At 45.5% G+C, this 20,358-nt stretch carries 20 protein-coding genes; 10 read left to right on the top strand and 10 right to left on the bottom strand.

Annotation, left to right across the window (positions count from 1 at the left end):
* Positions 1–191: 191 nt before the first annotated feature.
* The 5 genes from HF974_15590 to HF974_15570 form a co-directional block, all read right to left on the bottom strand.
* Complete coding sequence (locus HF974_15590) at positions 192–908, bottom strand: phosphoribosylaminoimidazolesuccinocarboxamide synthase (protein ID MBC2699718.1); 717 nt, start codon at positions 906–908, stop codon at positions 192–194.
* 60 nt (positions 909–968) lie between these two features.
* Complete coding sequence (locus HF974_15585) at positions 969–1,988, bottom strand: RimK family alpha-L-glutamate ligase (protein MBC2699717.1); 1,020 nt, start codon at positions 1,986–1,988, stop codon at positions 969–971.
* Positions 1,985–2,641, bottom strand: coding sequence for a DUF434 domain-containing protein (locus tag HF974_15580; GenBank protein MBC2699716.1), 657 nt, complete (start codon positions 2,639–2,641; stop codon positions 1,985–1,987). The genes HF974_15585 and HF974_15580 overlap by 4 nt, the downstream gene beginning before the upstream one ends.
* A gap of 2 nt (positions 2,642–2,643) precedes the next feature.
* Positions 2,644–3,693 (bottom strand): mRNA surveillance protein pelota, encoded by a 1,050-nt coding sequence (locus HF974_15575; protein ID MBC2699715.1) that lies wholly within the window; start codon positions 3,691–3,693, stop codon positions 2,644–2,646.
* 273 nt (positions 3,694–3,966) lie between these two features.
* The gene (locus HF974_15570; GenBank protein MBC2699714.1) at positions 3,967–4,731 is read right to left on the bottom strand and encodes a TRAM domain-containing protein; all 765 of its coding nucleotides are present in this window, start codon (positions 4,729–4,731) and stop codon (positions 3,967–3,969) included.
* A 52-nt stretch (positions 4,732–4,783) separates the two neighbouring features.
* Here HF974_15570 and HF974_15565 point away from each other — a divergent pair, with 52 nt between their 5' ends.
* The 4 genes from HF974_15565 to HF974_15550 all read left to right on the top strand — a co-directional run bounded on the left by HF974_15565 (position 4,784) and on the right by HF974_15550 (position 9,145).
* Complete coding sequence (locus HF974_15565) at positions 4,784–5,272, top strand: 6-pyruvoyl tetrahydropterin synthase family protein (protein ID MBC2699713.1); 489 nt, start codon at positions 4,784–4,786, stop codon at positions 5,270–5,272.
* Positions 5,273–5,333: 61 nt separating this feature from the next.
* Positions 5,334–5,669, top strand: a complete 336-nt coding sequence (locus HF974_15560) for a DUF2111 domain-containing protein (protein MBC2699712.1) — start codon at positions 5,334–5,336, stop codon at positions 5,667–5,669.
* Positions 5,670–5,735: 66 nt separating this feature from the next.
* Complete coding sequence (locus tag HF974_15555) at positions 5,736–6,749, top strand: histone deacetylase (GenBank protein ID MBC2699711.1); 1,014 nt, start codon at positions 5,736–5,738, stop codon at positions 6,747–6,749.
* 311 nt (positions 6,750–7,060) lie between these two features.
* Complete coding sequence (locus tag HF974_15550) at positions 7,061–9,145, top strand: S8 family peptidase (protein MBC2699710.1); 2,085 nt, start codon at positions 7,061–7,063, stop codon at positions 9,143–9,145.
* Between the two features lie 232 nt (positions 9,146–9,377).
* Here HF974_15550 and HF974_15545 read toward each other — a convergent pair whose 3' ends face one another.
* The 4 genes from HF974_15545 to pheA all read right to left on the bottom strand — a co-directional run bounded on the left by HF974_15545 (position 9,378) and on the right by pheA (position 13,645).
* Positions 9,378–10,733, bottom strand: a complete 1,356-nt coding sequence (locus HF974_15545) for a CCA tRNA nucleotidyltransferase (GenBank protein MBC2699709.1) — start codon at positions 10,731–10,733, stop codon at positions 9,378–9,380.
* 88 nt (positions 10,734–10,821) lie between these two features.
* The gene (gene thpR / locus HF974_15540; protein ID MBC2699708.1) at positions 10,822–11,367 is read right to left on the bottom strand and encodes an RNA 2',3'-cyclic phosphodiesterase; all 546 of its coding nucleotides are present in this window, start codon (positions 11,365–11,367) and stop codon (positions 10,822–10,824) included.
* 204 nt (positions 11,368–11,571) lie between these two features.
* Complete coding sequence (locus HF974_15535) at positions 11,572–12,774, bottom strand: hypothetical protein (protein MBC2699707.1); 1,203 nt, start codon at positions 12,772–12,774, stop codon at positions 11,572–11,574.
* Between the two features lie 55 nt (positions 12,775–12,829).
* Positions 12,830–13,645 (bottom strand): prephenate dehydratase, encoded by an 816-nt coding sequence (gene pheA / locus HF974_15530; protein ID MBC2699706.1) that lies wholly within the window; start codon positions 13,643–13,645, stop codon positions 12,830–12,832.
* A 160-nt stretch (positions 13,646–13,805) separates the two neighbouring features.
* Here pheA and HF974_15525 point away from each other — a divergent pair, with 160 nt between their 5' ends.
* The 6 genes from HF974_15525 to cas6 all read left to right on the top strand — a co-directional run bounded on the left by HF974_15525 (position 13,806) and on the right by cas6 (position 18,565).
* A complete protein-coding gene (locus HF974_15525) occupies positions 13,806–13,988 on the top strand; it encodes a hypothetical protein (GenBank protein MBC2699705.1) in 183 nt (60 codons plus the stop codon).
* Positions 13,989–14,209: 221 nt separating this feature from the next.
* On the top strand, positions 14,210–15,355 hold the full coding sequence (locus HF974_15520) for an alanine--glyoxylate aminotransferase family protein (GenBank protein MBC2699704.1): 1,146 nt from the start codon (positions 14,210–14,212) through the stop codon (positions 15,353–15,355).
* A 318-nt stretch (positions 15,356–15,673) separates the two neighbouring features.
* On the top strand, positions 15,674–16,138 hold the full coding sequence (locus HF974_15515) for a riboflavin synthase (protein ID MBC2699703.1): 465 nt from the start codon (positions 15,674–15,676) through the stop codon (positions 16,136–16,138).
* A gap of 67 nt (positions 16,139–16,205) precedes the next feature.
* Complete coding sequence (locus HF974_15510; protein MBC2699702.1) at positions 16,206–16,616, top strand: 6,7-dimethyl-8-ribityllumazine synthase; 411 nt, start codon at positions 16,206–16,208, stop codon at positions 16,614–16,616.
* 22 nt (positions 16,617–16,638) lie between these two features.
* A complete protein-coding gene (locus HF974_15505) occupies positions 16,639–17,781 on the top strand; it encodes a pyridoxal phosphate-dependent aminotransferase (GenBank protein MBC2699701.1) in 1,143 nt (380 codons plus the stop codon).
* A 61-nt stretch (positions 17,782–17,842) separates the two neighbouring features.
* On the top strand, positions 17,843–18,565 hold the full coding sequence (cas6, locus tag HF974_15500) for a CRISPR-associated endoribonuclease Cas6 (protein ID MBC2699700.1): 723 nt from the start codon (positions 17,843–17,845) through the stop codon (positions 18,563–18,565).
* A gap of 20 nt (positions 18,566–18,585) precedes the next feature.
* Here cas6 and HF974_15495 read toward each other — a convergent pair whose 3' ends face one another.
* Complete coding sequence (locus tag HF974_15495; protein MBC2699699.1) at positions 18,586–20,130, bottom strand: ArsR family transcriptional regulator; 1,545 nt, start codon at positions 20,128–20,130, stop codon at positions 18,586–18,588.
* Between the last annotated feature and the right edge of the window lie 228 nt (positions 20,131–20,358).

Here is a 20,358-nt window from a genome sequence, read left to right as displayed (position 1 = left end):
CCAATTTCATTTTTCACATGGTCAGGCATTGATACTGTGATTGTGGCCATGAGATCACCATAATTGCTTATATTGTAACATATTTGGACACATAAACTTTTACATTCACAGATATCTGTAAATACACAGACTAAAAAACATCACCTAAAAAAAATAAGCGTGGAATTAAAACCAGCACTTATTGTAAAATCCTACTCAAATATCTCAGGCACGATCCTGTGCGCAACTTCCATATACGCCGCCACCAGGTCGCCCTTATCGAACCTGAACACATCCTTGTCAAGTGAATCCCCGGTCTCTTTATCCCAGAACCTGCAAGTATCACACGATATCTCGTCACCCAGAATGATCTCATCACCCCTGCGCCCGAACTCAAGCTTGAAATCCGGCAGCAGAAGTCCCTTCCCATCCAGGTATGACTTGAGGATCTCATTTATCTTCAATGCAGTCTTTTTGACATCTGCCAGTTCCTCTTTTGTGGCAAGACCCAGCGCCTCCGCAATATCCTCATTCAGCATGGGGTCATGGCGGGCATCATCCTTGTAATCCATTACAACGACCGGCGGCTCCAACGGCTGCCCCACATCAAAGGGATACTTCTTAGTAATGGAACCTGCTGTGATGTTTCGAACAATGACTTCCACCAGGATTATCTTTATATTATCCACTAGCATCTCGTTATCGGTCACCATCTCCCTATAATGGGTCTCGATGCCGTTCTTTTCCAGGAGTTCGAACAACTTTTTAGATATCTGCGCATTATAATATCCTTTTTTAGAAACTTCAGCTTTCTTTTCCCCATCGAACGCTGTGAGGCTGTCCCTGAACACCACAATAAGCGCATCAGGATCCTCTGTCCGGTAAACAGTCTTAGCCTTTCCAGAATACAGTTCTTCACCCTTATTCATCAAATCACCCTATGCTGTTGAAAATAATGTGATGGCAGTAAAACAATATAACACTACCCATCATACCATATCCAGTACACATTTTACGATATCCTGTGCCACATTCACCCCACAAGCCTCATATATGCCCCTGCCCGAAGGCGTGCCGTTCACCTCAAGTATTTGCAGTCCATCCTCACCTTCGATAAGGTCCACCCCCGCATATACCGCACCCACGGCCCCGGCAGCCTCCACTGCCAGACCTGCGATCTCACCCGTTACTTCACATATTTTGTGTGAACCGCCCCTGGACAGATTGTTTATCCACGAACCAGGAGGTGCCAGCCTGTAGATAGCAGCAGGTACATCTCTGTCCACCACAAAAACCCTGATATCCCTGCCTGGATTGGAAATAAAACGCTGCAGGTACAGCACACCCCTGCTGTCAATGACAGAGCTCAGCAGCTTCACAGAGTGTTCATCATCAACCACGCAGTGGATATCCATTCCCTTGAACCCGAAAATGGGCTTCACTACAGCCCTACCCCAATCCCTGATCGCATTAAGGGCTGTATCCAGGTCGGTGGTTAGTATAGTATCTGGGGTGGGCAGCCCGTGCTCCCTGAAAAGGTATGAACACATGTGCTTATTGGCAGCCATACGAATAGCCTCTGGCGGATTTACCACCTTAAGTCCCGACCTCTCCAGGTTGCACAGCACATCCAGTCTATACGGCATATCCTCTGAACCGCCACTGCCACCATCACCTACTCCAACACTACCGCCACCATCACCTACCCCATCACTACTGCCAGCATCACCACCCGCACCAGCACTACCACCACCTATACCAACATCACTGCCCACATCACTACCACCCACACCCACACCACCTGCACCGCCAACATCCCTCACAATCACCGCATCCAGGGATCCCAGGTCAGTGTTTCCTGCATAAAGCCTGTTGTGTTCCTTTATACTTGTAGTTACGTCGTGGAGCCTGAAGACAACAGGCCTGGCGCTGGCTTTTACAAGTGCATCATTCAATGCAATAGCAGTCCAGTCCCCAGGGTCGGTCACTGCAATACCGACACGCTTCACCTGAAAACCCCCTCAATAATGACCGGACTGAGATTTAACTGTTCCAGCACGCACGCCTGGATATTCACTGCCTTTGCCACCTTATCAATAATACTACCATCTGCCGTAGCAATGATCCCGTTACTTTGCTTCAGGTCATGATCCACATGTTTCGATGTTCTGGCACCCCCTTCAAGCCCCACATACTTCAACTTTGTCTCCACCCACTGTGCCATCTCCCCGCTCTTACTTATCTGGTTGTCGAATAAAAATTCCACCCGAAAAGGAGCAAAACCTGTAAATACCCCCAATATCTCGTCCATTGCCCTTTCTGTCAGTCCTGAGCACCGGTAATTCCTGAACACACCCCTGATATCCCTTAAAAACCCGTCATCACACAGATAGACCGGCTCACCCTTAAGCGCAGATTCCACCCCTATCAGCACATTGTAACCGTCAACAAGTACCACCTCTCCTTTCAGGTCTTCACACTTTACCGTCTTTTTCCTGCGGCTTTTTATTGTGTCCTTGTCGAATACCACCCTTGTAAAAACATACCGCCATTTGATATCCAGACAGTAGTGATTGCAAACAAACGTAATGGCTCCCTTCCCTGGATAACCCCTGTCTAAAAGATACCTGACATCTGTTACGGCTTTTCCAGGTTCTGGCATGGTCAGTACTCCAGCTTGAACCTCAACAGCGCAGCAATCCCGCCCAGACCGTGCAGCCTGTGACCGGGCTCGAACTCGGTACTGAACACGACCACTTCACCCCGGCTGTGTTCTATGTTCAGCAGGAACGCATCAATGTTCTCACCTTTCTCACGTCCTTCCCTGAGCAGTTCATCGGCAATAAGCAGTGTCTCGATCGCACCCATATCACGGGCCCTGTGCACTTCATCCCAGCCGTATACTGCCGCCCCTTCGGTAGCTATCCTGGCCATCAGTTCTTCTAAAAGAATTGCTTCCCTGGACAGGCGTGATTCCTCAACTATCCTGTCCACCGCTCCCCTTCGAAGCACTTCCTGATAACCTGAAACCCCTATAGTAATAGTATCCTCTGTCCTGGCACGTCCGGCAAGTTCGGGTTTTTTCTCCTTAAGGAACTTCATGTAATCATCCTTGGTGAACCCGGGCCCGGCCACTATCACTACTTCGGTCCCGCCAGCCCCCTGAGCCAGTTGGGCTGTTACCTGTGAGAAGAACTCTTCCCTGCTGCTTGATTCACCTTTGCCTGACCCCATCTTGACAGTTGAATAATCTTCCACACCGAACTGGCGCACCAGTCCGATGGATGCCTCGCCCTCCTCTATGGTCAGTATGACCACCCTGGGCCGCCGGGCCGCAGCTTCTGCTTCCTTTATGCGCTGGAGCTGGTCGCTCTTCCAGGTCTTGATCACAGACAGGTTGGTCCCCTCTTCGATATTTAGGGTATGGTAAGCACCGGTATCCTGCCCGCTCTCGATCAGGCCGTGCAGCCTCAGCCTGTTGGCGAATTTATGGAACTCTATCTTATCGATACGCACCCCCAGGCGCATGGGTTTTTTCTCCATCTTCTCTGGCCGCAGTTTATCAGTGGCACCTTCCACCCGCCGCCTGGTCAGTGCAAACACAAGGTCGCCTGGCTCAATGATATATTTCAGGTGCCACAGGTCGTCCAGGGTCTCGGGTGTCAGGGCTATCTGGCCTTCCCTGCCTTTCAGGTTTCGCTTGGTAACTCGCATCTGGACATTATATTGTGCAGGTAACTTATGTTATTTTGGATTTAAGTACAATTGAGCTAATTAGCAAAGATATGTATCTCCTTCAAATTAAATGGTAATTGATCATAGTGCCCGGAATTTTGAGACACAGATTACACTGATTACACAGATTGATAGTGGTTGTGAAAATCAGTGTAATCAGTGTCTACATTAATCTTGCATTTGACCATACTTTTTGAAGTGGATACTGGAAACGTTTTTTAAACTGATTGGATGCATGTATTGCTGATATTATCATTCGATAATATCAGCAAAAGCGAAATTCGGATGCACTTCCCTTATCCGGACACGCATCGTCTGCCCAACCATAGCATGTTTAACAAAAACAACAAAGTCCCCGACCTTGGCAATCCCGTCACCCTGTTCTCCAATCTCACGGATCTCCACGTCGTATTCATTACCGGCCTTAATATCAGTGGATATGAACTTCTTGCCTATTACATATATCTCAGCACTCTGCTTTCTGGAAGCTCTAGGCGTATACGAGCGTACATATACAAAGTTTTCCTTTACTTCATCAAGGAACTCTTTGAACATATCACCCTGGAAAACCTTGACAACAAAATGACCTCCCGGCATTAGCAGCCGTTTTGCCACACCAAGTGCAGCCTCGCTCAGGTCAATGGAACGGCCGTGGTCGAGACTCCAGTTGCCGGTCAGGTTAGGCGCTGCATCGCAAATTATGGCATCTGCCCCGTGTTCGCCAATGATCCCCTCGATTTTTTTCAGTGTCCTGTCAGAAGTTAGATCCCCTTTAAAGGTATCCACTCCCTCAATAGGTGCTATTTTCTGCAGGTCAACACCAAGTACTCGTCCGCCTGAAAGTTCTTTTGCCATCTGCAGCCAGCCACCCGGGGCAGCACCCAGGTCCACTACCGATGCACCTGGTATTATAACGTTGTGCTTCTTATTGATCTGCTGCAGCTTGTAAGCAGCCCGGGAACGATATCCGTCATCCTTTGCTTTATAGTAGAAATAATCCTTCTGGTTCCTGGCCATACAAGGGTTTATTGTTATGGACTGCCTTAAACCTCACCCAGGTGAATAAAAGTTGTTCATAGAACTTGATGGCTGGCATGCAAAACTACGGTTCTCAGCCTGCCATTTAATACCTGACCATCCAAAATGCGGCAGGCTGCACGGTCATACTTATGCTGTCAGCGTACGTATCGAGGGCAGTCAGTCAGGTCAGTTCATCATTGATTTTGAGGATGTGAAAAGGATTGTTATGGGGGTATGCGACCGGCTGGACCACAGGATATTGTTGGCCAGGGATGATCCCAGATTGAAAATAACAGAAGATGAGGGTTATTATACAGTGGAACTCATTAAAAGCTGCAAACATTATGTGCTGCCCTCAGATGATGTCAAGTTACTACCCATACTGTCGGTAAGTGCAGAAGACCTGTGCACGTATTTCCTTAATGAGATTTCTAGTGCTATCAGGAATAACGGTTTTGCAGATAATATCACGAACCTGCATGTGCGTGTGGATGAAGGTATCGGACAGGGAGCTGGCTGCGACATAAACCTGGCTTGATCTTCAGCACATTTTCGGAGCATTTAAATATATTATATCATATTCCTCAAATGGTGTAATAATGGAAGGAATTGCCATAAACAAAGATTCAACATCTGTAGACTTAGAACCGATAGCAATGGCCATCTATTCAGCTGTTGGTCTTCCAGTAACAGTAAAGAGTAAGAATAAGAATGGTATAAGGATCGAGAACAACCAGGTCATTGATTATAATTACACTGGCAAGTATCTGGAAATGGCAATAGAACAGAAAAAGACCATTCATGGCTATGCCGAAGAGGGGCCGTATAAGGATGTTCCTGTAGTGGTTTCACCTATCAGTGATAAAGACGGTGACGTTATAGCTGCCATTGGAATAGTCAACCTTGCGGGTTTTATCGATCTTACAAGACTCTAATTACAAAAATCTTATATTGTAACTAATTACAAAAATCTTATATTGTAACCTGTGCCTTTTATTTTTATGCAGACAGGCTATGTATATCACGATGACTACTTGAAGCATGACACTGGCCTCCATCCTGAGAATGGTGGTCGCTTAACTGCTATAATGGATGGCTTGAAGGAAAGTCCTTATTTCAACAGGCTCATCCTGATCGAACCCGTACCTGCCAGAGCGGACCAGATCCATTATATCCATACCCATGACCTTATCCGGACAGTCAGGGATTTTTCAGCAAGTTTGATGCAGCTCGACCCGGACACACCCACCTGCAGCCGCTCGTTTGAGATTGCGTTGTTGGCTGCCGGTGGAGTGATCTTAGCAGTTGATGCAGTGATGGACGGGATGGACAGCGTATTCGCACTGGTACGCCCGCCCGGACATCATGCCGAGCCGGACAGGAGTATGGGTTTTTGCCTGTTCAACAATATAGCCATAGCGGCCCGGCATGCACAAAAGAAGGGATTGGAAAAAGTGCTTATCGTTGACTGGGATGTCCACCACGGCAACGGTACACAGGAAGCTTTTTATGAGGACAGCTCGGTGATGTATTTTTCCATCCATCAATCCCCTCATTATCCAGGCACGGGCAGTGTGGACGAAACTGGTGCGGGAGATGGTAGTGGATATAATATTAACGTGCCGCTGCGATCAGGTGCAGGAGATTCGGATTACCTGTACGTATTTAATGCGATACTGGCACCAGCAGCCCGCAAATTCAAGCCTGATATCATTCTTGTCAGCGCAGGACAGGACGGACACAGGGATGACCCGCTGGCAGGTATGAACCTGACATCAGAAGGATTTGGACAGATGACGGGGGTGGTGCGCTCACTGGCAGATGAACTGTGCGGTGGGAAGCTGGTACTGGCGCTGGAGGGGGGGTATGATCAACGGGCACTGAGCAGTTCAGTAAATTCAATATTCGAGACATTGATCAATAGAGTGGATCTGAAAGCAGGCATACCATCTAACACTACGATTGAAGTGGTTCAGCAAATAAAGGAACTGCACCGATCATACAGGATTTTATAATAGTATATAGGGTTATACTCTATTTGCTCAACTAACTGCGAACGAAGTCAGCAGTTTCTTGTCTCTTTATATCTATGCATTTTCTGATGAGATTTCTAAAATCATCATTAGTAAAAGTAATAATATTGAGCCGAAAAGCTTCGAAATCAATGTTCAAGTCATTCTTAATTTATATTATATATATATATATAAATCGAGCAAGCAATGTTAAATATTATGACAACCTCAGTGAATTTAATTATATTAAGTTAAATTTGATGGGGTGTTATCAAGAAATGGGATTTAAATCTAAACTATGCTGGCTCATTTGCATGCTTATGATTCTAAGTATCTTCACCCCTACTGTTATGGGTGTAAAAGAATCAATATCAGAGACAAAAAGCAAGTACAGACATCATGCTGTCAATGGATTTCAGAACTCAAATATCCATTCCGAACTCTTGGATCTAATAGAAAAAGGGGATAATGACGAATTAGACATAATTGTTGTAATCGATGAGACTAAAGGCAAGAGTGACGTCGAAAAGACAATAAAGAAAGCTGATGGTAAGAACATAAAATATCATAAGCTGGCCAAGGCATATTCTGCCACTGTAAAAGCCAAGAAGGTAAAAGAGATTGCCAAGTATCCGGATGTTTATAAGATCTATCATGATTTCAAGGTTAATGTATATCTTCATGAAAGTGTTCCGTTAATTGGAGCAGATACCCTCAGGTCAAGTTATAACGGATCTGGAATTACTGTAGCAGTCATAGATACCGGTATCGATTCGGACCATCCTGACCTCAAGAATAAAATAGTGGACCAGTTTTCATTCATAGCCGAAGAATCACCACAAGATGGATTCGGGCACGGGACACATGTCGCAGGTATCATAGCAGGAAGTGGAGCCGCTTCCGGTGATTATTATATAGGCGTGGCACCACAGGCTTTTCTTATGAACGTCAAAGTGATGGATAATAATGGTGTGGGTAACGCTTCATCTGTCATGTCAGGGATTGAATACGCTGTAGATAATGGTGCAGATATCATTTCCATGAGCCTGGGAGCAAGTTTATGGCCTCCTGACGGCACTGACCCGGTGGCCATGACCGCCAACGCTGCAGTGGATGCTGGTGTGGTGGTGATCGCTTCGGCCGGAAACTCTGGAGGAGCATTCCTTATCGCTTCACCTGCCACCGGTGAGAAGGTAATTGCAGTGGGAGCAACCACAAAACAGGATGGCATAGCTCTCTACAGTTCAGTGGGACCTACCTGGGACCACCGCATCAAGCCCGAAGTAGTTGCGCCCGGAGGTGCTGCGTTCATCTATTCAGATCCTGCAGTTCTGGGTATTGTTTCAGCAAAAGCACCCGGTTCTATACTTGATCTGTACTTCAGTGATTATGCTGTGGGTGAATACTATATGGCATATTCAGGTACTTCCATGGCAGCGCCACATGTATCAGGAGTAGCCGCTTTGATGTTACAGGCACATCCAGACTGGACGCCGGACCAGATCAAACAACAATTAATGAATACTGGTGTGGATGTTGGCTATGATCCCATTACCCAGGGTGCAGGGAGGATCGATGCAATATCTGCAGTTGAGCAGACCCTTAAAATATCGCCAGCCAGTTTTTCCTATGTGACCCGGCCCGGTGAATACAGCAAAGAAGTTCTGGAGATTTCAAACAGCGGGACTGAAACTATGAACGTCTGTCTCAGTGCCACTGGTGACGTGGATGTCAGATTTAGAAAGGAAACCATCAAAATAAAGAAAGGACAGACCAAAAAAGTAAAGATTGAGATAGGAATGCCTGCCGGATTGTCGTCTGGAATCCATTCCGGTAGAATAGTGGCCAGTAGCAATGGTCAAACTGCCGGCGTTCCTATTCTTATAGATGCGCCACTGACCTTTGTGGGTGGTAGTTCTCAGTTCAGTGATGCGATCCATCTTAAATCATCAGAATTGTTCAACAGTGGCACCAATTATTATTACTTCGAAGTACCTGAAGATTTGCCGGGAATAACATCCACAATTTCATTTAATAAAATCCCTTGCGAGATGTACCTGTATCTTTACAATCCCGAAGGCGGGTTAGTGGATGATGATTTTGGCGGGGAAAGTATGACCAAAGGAACGGTCTCAACTACAAATCCAATATCAGGGAGATGGATGTTAATGGTGGATTCATTCGTGTTTGATTCTACGATCAAGAATATACATTTCACCATGAATACACAACTTCATTCACTTGCAGTACAACCCGCTAGATGGATGAGTCCTGTGGTAATGTCAGAGGGTGCTATTGCGAACCAAATCTTTACTGTGACAAACGTGGGTGAATCTGGAAAACCCGTTCAGGAGGAGTACATCTTTGTTCTTAATGCTTCTGCCAGCGGCAGCTTCTAAAGCAGCGTGGATTATGAAGAATGGTTGCCAGAACCACCAGAAGCAATTGGATCGAGTTATGGATCACATACCTTTGATATACCTGGGGATAGATCTGTATTTACGCTGACAATGACGGCATTGAACAATTGGAGTGTATGGGTACAGTGTATCAGGTGTTCAGCCGTTTTCAGGGACAGTAAGTTAAAGAATTATGACCTGGTCCAGCCGGGTCATTCTTATTTTTTCACACTCAAAGTTTAAAGAATTTTTTTAAAAAAATCCTAAAATCTACATTATCTATTTCCTGAAGTCCCTTGTCTTTTCGTACTTCAAAACCAGTCTTGATACATGCACCCACGTGCTTACCCAACCTGCAGTTAAGAAGTTCGCTTTTGATAAGTTCTACCGGGTCAGTATATGGTCTTGGTACATCCACTACATACCTGCCGTTCTCGATATAGACTTTTGAGAGCCCTTTGTTCTGCAGGTATTTCTGCTTGAATTTCCCTGCATGGGACCGCTCCCAAACAGGCGGACCTGCATGTTTCTTAGCGGGGGGCAGACAGGACACTTCCATCTCCAGCACCACGGCTGCCTCACCATCACCAGCCCAAACATCACCATTCAAGACAGTAAATCCATTCCGGGACAGCAGGTCCGTAATACTGTTGTGCAGCATGAACAACTGGGGATATAGTACATCATCCACTACATCGGGTTTGTCAAATACCACTGCCAGCAGATCAGTCCCGCGTCTGGCCGTGATTTTCTCAAATTCCATGTCACTTAATGGAGCCGGCGGATTATGTAAGAACTGTTCAATTGCAGGGGAATCAAGGTACTGCCGTGCCATGTCAATAAATTCGGCAAACCTGTCCAGTGTCAGTGCCGCAGCTACATTCCTGGCCGGGTCAGTAGGGTCCACCACCACCAGCGGGTCATTGTGCTGCTTGTTCCCGTGCTCAGTAATGTCAATGATGATGCCGGATTTCCAGCCATCTGCTGCTTGCAGCACTTCTGTGAACGAGCCGTAATGTATTACAAGCAGTTCTGCCAGGTATCCCGAGAAACCGCCTTTCCGCAGGTCCGAACCATAAACACCGGCTCCTTTCATGAACTGCTTGAGCAGAAGTACTTCATCTTCCAGTCCCTCTATCCTGTCCAGGATGAAAATGTTGTGGAATGGTGTCCTGTCAACTGCTGATTTTATCTGCGCAGCACTGCCCACCCTGAAGCAGGGTACCAGGTCAACCTCGAAGTTACCGAAAACAGCATGGACGTAAGGATGCTCTGCATACCGCTCCTCACTATTGCCGGCATCAAGTGCCACCTGCCTGGCGATATTGAGTCCTACTGTCCTCAGGTCCTGTTCCGGTGTATCCTCTGGGAATGATATGAATATATCCAGGTCGTGCTCACCTGATATCCAGGTACCTCTGGCGGCAGAGCCCACCAGCATTCCTGAAACGTTTTTCAGTCCTGTACCTGCTGCGGTTCGATCCACCAGGGATATGATACGGTTGGCCACTTCCTGCATCCTCTGCTGTTCAGCAGCCACCGGCTTTATTTTTCCAAGGACCTTGTTTATTATATTATTTGTGTTCATGGTATCATTTAAGTGGAATTTTATTCATGGCATCGTTTAAGTGGAATTTTATTCATGGCATCGTTTAAGCGGTATTTCATTCATGCTATCATTTAAGCGGTATTTCATTCAGGGTCTCATAAATAGGACCCTTCGGTGTAAGTGTGCTTTTCTTAAACGCAATGGAATTCACAGTAAACTCCCCCAGGTCAATGTCCTGCAGTCCTGCCAGCACCCTGGCAAGCTGTTCTTTTGAAGTGTTGTCAAGATTCTTGACCCGTGCCAGTGTGGCGTGTGCAGTGAACCTGCCCCGGTCCTTTTTGAACCTGTAACTTTTAAGGACATGCTCCACTTCGCTGTGCAGGTGTTCGAACTCACCTGTGGCACCCAGCCAGATGACCTTCATGTATGATGGCTTTGGGAATACACCTACACCTGCGACCCTGGCTGTGAACGGGGCGCAGTCAATTTTAGATATAGCATCTGTGATGGGAGCTGCCTGGGATTCTGGAATGTCGCCAAGGAACTTCAGGGTGATGTGGATGAGGTCTGGGTCCACCAGTTTCAGGCCCTTGAAATCCATTTCCTGCTGGATGGAGTGTGCAGCCTCTTTTATGTGGTCAGGGAGTTCTACGGCTAAGAATGTGCGTATCATGCAGTATCACAGTCAATTACGGTCGCCATTTACTTAATATTTGGTTTTTAAGTTAGACCTATGATGAATCCTTCAGTGCATGAAAAATATTCAAGTTCTTTATAGGTCAACTCTAATTTTGGACATGATGATGTCCTGTTTCTTTATTGCAGTTGACTTCAGGAATGCAAGACAAATGAAATATCGGGTTTGTTCCCAGGCATTCTACTGCTCTTCAATCTCTTGTAACCAGTCAGGAATATCTTTTTCCTCTTCAATATACGAAAGCTCAAACTGGCAGAACTGTTCTCCTGTATCGTATTTACAGGAATGGATATCGCACCGGATATGTTTACCAGTAGCAATATTTGCAATACCCTCAATTTCTCCGCGCATGAACGCACAGGGCTTAACATCCAGGTTTTTCACACCAGCGCAGTCAACCGCTTCGGAAATTGTTATCATGAAACCATCCAGGAATTTCTCAACTGATTCTATATTTGCCAGGAGTTGTTTTTTATAATATTTAGGAAGTGCATCCGTAAGTAACTCTTCACCGTCAACCTGGTAGAAGCTTTTCAAGATATCTATGAGCCGATTGCTGAACCGGACCCCTGCCTTGCGGTAGGTCTCAGAGAATATTTCAGGGTTCTGTTCCAGGTTATTCAGTATTCTTAGTTGGTAACCTATAATATGACTATTAGTTCCTACTATTGGTTCTGCTGGAGTTTCGGCTTTCAGTGATTCCATTATTTTCTCAGATAATGCTGTTTCCACTTCGTACAGTTTTTCGTCTGAAATTGATAAATTAAGATATTTATCCAGGTTATCCCTGAAACTTATAGAACGCATATTACCGATTTCATAATTGCAGGTAGTTTCTCCGTTGGTGCCACAGGTTGATTCATATGTTCCCATGGACTGATTAAATAACGCACTGAATATACCTGCCAAAAGACCCGAAAAATAGAAACATGCCTTCAAATCTATATTCGGAAGATCCAAACATTCATCGCAGTTTTTCACTTCATACGTAATTTGTCTGGAATCAGGATCAATGGACCGAAATGCCCCGTATCCTTTGCCCATTTTCCAGAACAATGGCCCGTAAATATTCCGGTTCAATATTTGAAGTATTTTCAAGCCCTGTTTAGGATCTCTTCGATTGAAGTTCCTAAATAGCCTGGATTCCAATCCTTTTTTGTCGTGCTGCTCCTGAACATTTTCCATTGTACCGTTTGCAGTGGACTGGTATTCAATCCGGGCTATGTTTGGATTATAGAGCACAACATAATCCAGACGCTTCTGTATTTCGATCGTATTGACATAATCACCCAGGGTGGTCCGAATAACAGGCAGATCATTATCGACCAAGTAGAACATCTTTTGCCATAGAATCTTTATTGCAGACTTCAACCTGAAACTCATAGTTTCAATTAAAGTGTCTATATTTAAAATAGTTTCTTAATTATTCATAGTATTTTTATAGTATTTTTATACCTAATGGATATGAACCGATAATTTTTAACCAATCAACAATTTTTTCGATATTATTCAGTGCAACGCTGATATTTCTATCAGACCTGTGTCCTTCCATATCTATGTAAAATAAATAATCACCTAATCCCATCTTTGAAGGTCTGGATTCGATTTTGGTCAGGTTGATGTTGCGGCTGGCAAATTCACCCAGTAGATCGTACAGAGCACCCGGTCTGTCATAGGCAAGGTGAATGATGATGGATGTTTTATCATGCCCGGTGGGTTCGGGAATATTATTCCCTAATACTACGAACCTGGTGTAGTTCTCTTTATAGTCCTGGATATCATTTGCCAGTATATCAAGACCGTATTTCTGTGCAGATTCCCTGGATGCTATGGCAGCCATCTCAGGGAATTCAGAAGTGAGTTTTGCGGCATGTGATGTGCTGCCTGTTGTCTGCATCTTAATATTTTTAAAATGTTCACGTATGAATTTACGGCACTGGGCCAGTGCCTGGGAATGGGACAGGATAACCTTAATATCTTCCATGTGCCCCTTTGACAGGAGGCAGTGCCTGATAGGGACAATAACCTCACCAATAATGTATATATCATTTTCTTTAAGTGCGTCCATAGTAATTCCGATAGACCCTTCCAGTGAATTTTCAATGGGAACTACACCACAGTCAACCTTCCGGGTAAGCACAGATTCAATAACATCTTCCAGATCATCGAAGAACATGAGCCGGGCTTTCACATTGAGCTGTCTGGCAGCTTTTTCAGAATACGTTCCTTGTGGACCCAGCAAACCAATAATCATACCCATTACAAGCTAGTGAATTATCATATAGTTTTTGTAGATATCAAGAAAATACCCAATCCGTTCGCATTTTCTAAGCTAACATGAAAGTACTTTTCCATGTGGACAAATTATAAGTGTCATAAAAATAAAATTACTTTAATCACGTCTGGTAGGAAAAATGAATTTTAAACAGATTTTTGCCCTTATTATGGTCTTTATCATACTGATAATGATGGGAACATTACCATTATGGTGGGATGCTAAGCTACCGTTGATATTTGGATTTCCGGCATACTTAATGGGTGAGATCGATGCATACATAAAGGCGTTAAAGTGGCTTATTGACCTGATATTTGGTTAGGTTGACCAATTAACCTTATATTAGGGTAATCGGGGATTAGGGTAATCAGGGCGTTCGGACATGATATGTCTGGAGTGCATAATATGTGGGGAAGAGGTGGCGAGCTATACTTTTTTAGACAGGGATCATTACACAAAAATAAAAAGATATACATGCAATACATGTAATATGCAACATCTACCAATTCATATTCAGATTGAACAGTATCGAGTGACTAGATGATGAAACTTGAAAATACATTGATGATGATACCTGGGCCGGTACCCATAGCACCCAGGGTACAGAGAGCCATGGGCAGACCCATGTTCGGTCACAGGGGCGAGGAATTCGGCGCTATCTATGACGAATGCCGGGAGATACTTGCCGAACTGTTCCGGACCAAAAACGAAGTATTCGTAATATCAGGTTCAGGCACTGCCAGTATGGAAGCTGCCATAGGGAACGTGATAAGGAAGGATGATACAATAATCACTATCGAGAACGGTAAATTCGGTGAGCGGTTATGTGATATCGGGGAACGCTATGGCAATGCGGTAAAATTGCAGTATGACTGGGGCACGCCTATAGATCTGGAGGCCGTGGAAGCTGCCCTTGAAAACGGTGCCAAAGCCGTGGCAATGGTACATAACGAGACCAGTGCGGCCATAAAGAACCCGGTAGAAGAAGTAGCTAAACTTGCACACAAATACGGTGCCCTGTTCATTATGGATGCTATTACTACAGTTGGGGGTGATACGGTAGAGGTTGACAAATGGGGTGTGGATCTGGCATTTATGGGTTCCCAGAAATGTATTGCTGCACCACCGGGTCTGTCTGCCATTACAGTCAGTGATGCTGCCTGGGATGCCATAGTGGATAAACCGCCATATTATCTTGACCTGAAAGCATACCGTAAATCAGGCTCCAATTCACCCACCCAGACACCATACACACCAGGTGTGCCGTTAATATCTGCCATGTGTGAGGCCCTTAGGATCGTGAAGGAGGAAGGAATGCAGCAGCGCAAGCACAGGCATGCACAGGGTGCAGCAGCTGTACGGGCGGCAGCGGGTGCGCTTGGTATTGAACTGTTCCCGAAGATCGATAAGTATCACAGTTATTCCAATACTGTCACTGCCATGAATATTCCCGAGGGTATAACTGATAAGGAACTGCGCGGCGGGATGCTGGACATGGGTATCCAGATATCTGGCGGGCAGTCACACCTGAAGGGTAAGATATTCAGGATAGGCAGTATGGGTAATTTCACTGCTACTGATATGGTCACCACCATCTCTACGCTGGAACTGGTGCTGGCAAAGCACGGGCTGGTTGACAGAATTGGCACAGGCGTGGAAGCAGCAAGCAGGGAACTGAATAAGATATAAAGACAATAATAGTTAAAGAGATTCAATAGCTGTTATAGTTAAAAACCAAACAATATTAACTAATAAAATGCGAATTCCAACAAGTGATAACTAATAAACCACAGAGGGCACGGAGGGCACAGGGAGTAAAATCAGATGCAAGCTCTGTGTTCTCTGTGTTCTCTGTGTTCTCTGTGGTTTAATTATAATTATCTGAAAATCAAAGTGTTAAGACATTAGTATCGATGATTTCTATTGAAGTCATCTATAAACAACTTCTGTCGAAGTTATCTATCAAATATTAGGTTCTTGACTATAAATTAGCAGTTCGAGGAAAACATGGTCACGGTAGGTATTGCAGATACTACATTTGCCAGGTATGATATGGGAGGTGCAGCCATTGATGAGCTGCGCAATAATGCATCTGTGAAGATCGAGCGTTATACTGTACCCGGTATCAAGGACCTGCCCGTGGCCTGCAAGAAATTGATAGAAGAACTGGGCTGCGATATTGTCATGGCGCTGGGTATGCCCGGGGCAGACCCAAAGGATAAGATATGCGCTCACGAGGCATCCCAGGGTATCATCCAGGCACAGTTGATGACCAATACCCATGTGATCGAGGTGTTCGTGCATGAGGATGAAGCAGAGGATGAAAAAACCCTTGCATGGTTGATGGAGCACCGCTCACGGGAGCATGCCCTGAATGTTGTTAAATTGCTGTTTAGAAAGCGGGATCTGGAACGTGAGGCAGGTACCGGGCAGCGGCAGGGCTATAAAGATGCTGGTCAGGTGGGTCTGTAGAACATATTTAAATTTATAGTATAATGTCAATAAGAAATAGAATTGGAGATAACCGGAGATCATTATCATGAGCGATATTAAACTGGGATTTGTGATAGCAGAGTTCAACAGGGACATAACCTACCAGATGGAGCTGCTGGGCAGGGAGCATGCAGAGTTTTTGGGGGCCACAGTGGAGCAGACCATTATGGTGCCGGGTGTATATGATATGCCGCTGGCCATAAAGAAAATGGTAACCGACCCCAACATCGATGCCGTGGTCACGATCGGCTGCGTTATCGAAGGCCAGACCAAGCACGATGAGATTGTGGTGCAGCACGCTACCAGGAAGATCACAGACCTGTCACTGGAATATGATAAACCGGTAACCCTGGGCATATCGGGCCCTGGTATGAGCAGGCTGGATGCACACAAGAGAGTGGACTATGCCAAACGTGCGGTCGAGGCTGCCGTCAAGCTGGTGCAAAGATTAAAATAATATCTCATCCCAGATTGAAGCCATGGTATCAAAACGCCTGCAAAGTATAGAGGAATCGGCCACCCTCAGGATGACGAATCTGGCCAATGATCTCAAGCGCGAGGGACATGATGTTATCAGTTTCAGCCTGGGAGAACCTGATTTTGACACACCGAAGCATATCTGTGATGCTGCCGAAGTGTCGCTGCGCCGGGGCGACACCCATTATTCTCCTTCTCCCGGCATTCCCGAACTGCGCCTTGCTATTGCTGAAAAACTGAATGAAGAGAACAACCTGAATATTGAGCCTGCCCATGTGATCGTGACACCGGGCGCCAAGCAGGCTGTGTTCGAGGCCATACTTGCCATACTGGACGAGGGCGATGAGGGCATTCTGTTCGACCCGGCCTGGGTATCCTATGACCCGTGCATCAAGATAGCGGGCGGGAAGACAGTGTTTGCACCACTTGACCCGGAAAATGATTTTTGTCCCACAGATGTAGCCAGTTATATCACTCCAAAGACCAAGCTTATTGTATTGAACAGCCCCAGCAATCCTACAGGGGGTATTTTTTCCAGGGATGCGATAAAAGAGATCGCAGACCTTGCTATCGACCACGATATCACTGTGATCTCGGACGAGATATATGAGAAGATCATCTACGATAAAGAGCATTTCAGCATCGGCAGTCTACCCGGCATGGAAGACCGCACCATCACTATCAATGGTTTTTCAAAGGCTTATGCCATGACTGGCTGGAGGCTGGGTTATCTTGCTACTTCTCATGAACTGTACACGTCCATGTCCAAGCTGCAGAGCCATAGTGTCAGCAGTGCCACTACTTTTGTCCAGTGGGCGGGTGTGGAGGCCCTGAAAGGGGACCAGTCATTTATTCCAGGGATGGTTGCCGAGTTCAAGGCACGGCGGGACCTGCTGGTGGACGGGCTGAACAATATGGGTATTAAGTCTAATTATCCCAGCGGTGCGTTCTATTCCTTTGCCGACGTAAGCGAATACGGTAACGGTGATGATGTGTGCGAGCAGTTGCTCACAGAGGCCCATGTGGCTGCCACGCCGGGAAGTGCGTTTGGACCCAACAGCATGGACTTTATCAGGATTTCCTATGCTACCAGCCAGGAGCGAATACGGGACGCACTGGAGCGGATCGAGCAGGTGCTGGGGTAACAGCCGGGTAAAAGGAAAAGAGTCCACAAGTATAAATCATATCATAGTTGTTTTCATTGTCGTGCGAAGTAAAATCATCATTCGAAAACTCTCCAGTGGTCCACTGTTCTATGATTACCAGTACGGCATAGCATCTATGCTATATTCCCGTCTTGCTACAGCAAATATTACCCTGGCAAATTCGATCCACAGCCATCAGGGATTCAAGTTCTATACGTTTTCCAACCTGATCATCGAAGACTGGATCCCGATTAAAGGCGGCTTGAATTTCACAAGAGCCCACTTTTTCCTTTCCTCGCCCGATCCTGAATTCATACGAAGTTTTACAGAGGGACTGCTGCTTGAACCTGAATTTTTCCTTGGTAAAAAGAAGAAGGTTGATCTTATCATCGAGCGCGTAGAGATACTCCCGCAGCGCACGTTTCCGGATACCTGTACATTCAAAACCCTCTCGCCTGTGTATGTCAAGACTATGAGAAAACGTGATGGTAAGCTGGTCGAGGTTGACCTGTACCCGAAAGATGCAAAGTTCTATGAGAACCTGCATACAAACCTGGCCGCCCGGTATGAGAAGTTCTACGGGCACCCTGTTGAACATGAGCATTTTGAGGTTTTGGATGTTAAGGACGTTAAACCCAAACGGATATCGGTTGGCAACTCTTTTCGGCGGTGCAGTTTGATGAAGATGATGGTTGAGGCGAGCCCTGAGCTTATCGGGTTTGCATATGGTGCCGGGCTGGGCGAGAAGAATGCTATGGGGTTCGGGTGCGTGGATATGGTGTGAACGGGGAGCCAGTGTATATTTTAGCTATCCTGGATCGTTACTTTTTCCATGTGCCTGTTAAGGAGTTCTACTTCATGCTGTCCTGCAAATTCAAGCGACGATTGTGTGTATCCGGATTTTGATATGAATATCACCCGTTTCTTTTGTGTCCTGAATTCGGAGCTGCTGATCTTTTGTATCAGGTTGTCAATATCTTTGTAACTGGTTTTCTTATTTCGCCATTTGATCTCAAAAATATATGCCGTGTTGTCATCTGTGCCTACCAGGTCGAATTCGATGTTATCTTTCAGGTACTTTTCAAGTTCAATGTTGTACAGTGTTTCCAGTTTGTATTTCATTTCATATTCTTTGGCAATTCCAAGTTCGGTTGAGACTCTCTGGTATTTTTCCTCCAGGTTTGCCAGAAGGTGTTCTGCCACTTTCACTGACGTGATTTTTGCACCGAGGCCCAGATATTTGTTATTGACCCAGAATGCAAATAGTGGGTCTCGTATGTGGTATGTGCTACTTTCACGGAATATAAGGTCTGTTCTCAGAAGGGCTTTGAGGTAATTTGATATTTCTCCTGTCGGTTTTTTTATGTGCCTTGCAATTGCTCCTAAGGTTGCAGGATCTTGTGATAACAGGAAGAGTATGGTCTTGTACCTGTCTTTGTTCTTGAATTTTGCAAGGGATACATCAAGGATGTATTCGAAATGTTCATTGATGGAACCTGTATCTGCGAATATTTCGTTCATTATGCAGAAATTTACCTGTGGTGTGTTGATCGAACTGTCAATTGCATACTGTTCGGATATTTTCCTGCATACTGCGACTGTGTAATAGGGCTGTCCGTTTGTGAATTTATATATCTTGTCTTTGTGGTTTTGGGCGAGTTTGAAGGGAAGTGTCGAATCTATGAGTTCGTGTGTGCTTTCCCTGTCAAAGTTTTCCAGGGTCATCCTGGTGAACTGTCCGAAAAATGGGTTTTTGTAGTTAAGCATTTCATTGAAGACCGAGAACACGGAGCCTGATATCCAGTAGTTGACGTCCTTTTGTTTTTCTGTTATCGAGCGCATTATCTGGAGGAAACGGGGGTGTACATGTAGTAATTCCTGGAATTCGTCGAGTATGAATATTATCTTTTTGTCGTGTTTTTGTGCGAGTTTCTGTGCAAATGCAAATGTTATTTCCAGGAGTTCTTCTGTGGCGATCTCGTGCTGCTTGAGGATGCTTATGAGGGTTCTTACGTGGTGTGTTTCCATATCTCCCAGTTTTGATGCGAGTAGAAGCAGGTCTTCCATTTCATAGGGATAGTCTGCCTGTTCCTTTTGCCTGATTGTTTCGTATATTAATTCTTTTGAGTATGCTTTGACGAATCCTTCTGTATCAGGGATTATTTTCTGGAGGTTTATGTAGGGGATCAGTATGTTCTTGTTATGGGTGGTGTTTTTGAATTGCAATAGCAATTCTGTTTTTCCGATGCGCCTGAGCCCGAATAGTGCGATGTTTATTCTTGAGCCTGAGCTTATTGATCTGCTGTGCTGGTTGAGGATTGCGAGTTCATGGGTTCTGTTTATGAACATATATGTTTGTATAATGCTTTTATGCATAAATAGATTATGCATAATTTGGTTATACATAATTGGGTTATGCAGGTATTGTGGCTTGACAGGGGTGCCGCTGGAGGAGATACGACTGGTGCAGTGGGTGGGATACAGATGGTGTAAATTGAGGGATTGGCGGTATGGGGGAGATATGTGGTAAGGGCGTGTCGGTGGGTATATGGTGGAAGGAGAACGGCCTGCGCCAGG

The sequence above is a fragment of the ANME-2 cluster archaeon genome, assembly GCA_014237145.1.
In the GTDB taxonomy this organism is placed as follows: Archaea; Halobacteriota; Methanosarcinia; order Methanosarcinales; family Methanocomedenaceae; genus Methanocomedens_A.
The sequence above is the reverse complement of the archived record's forward strand: the minus strand, read 5'-3'. Positions and strand labels throughout refer to the sequence as shown.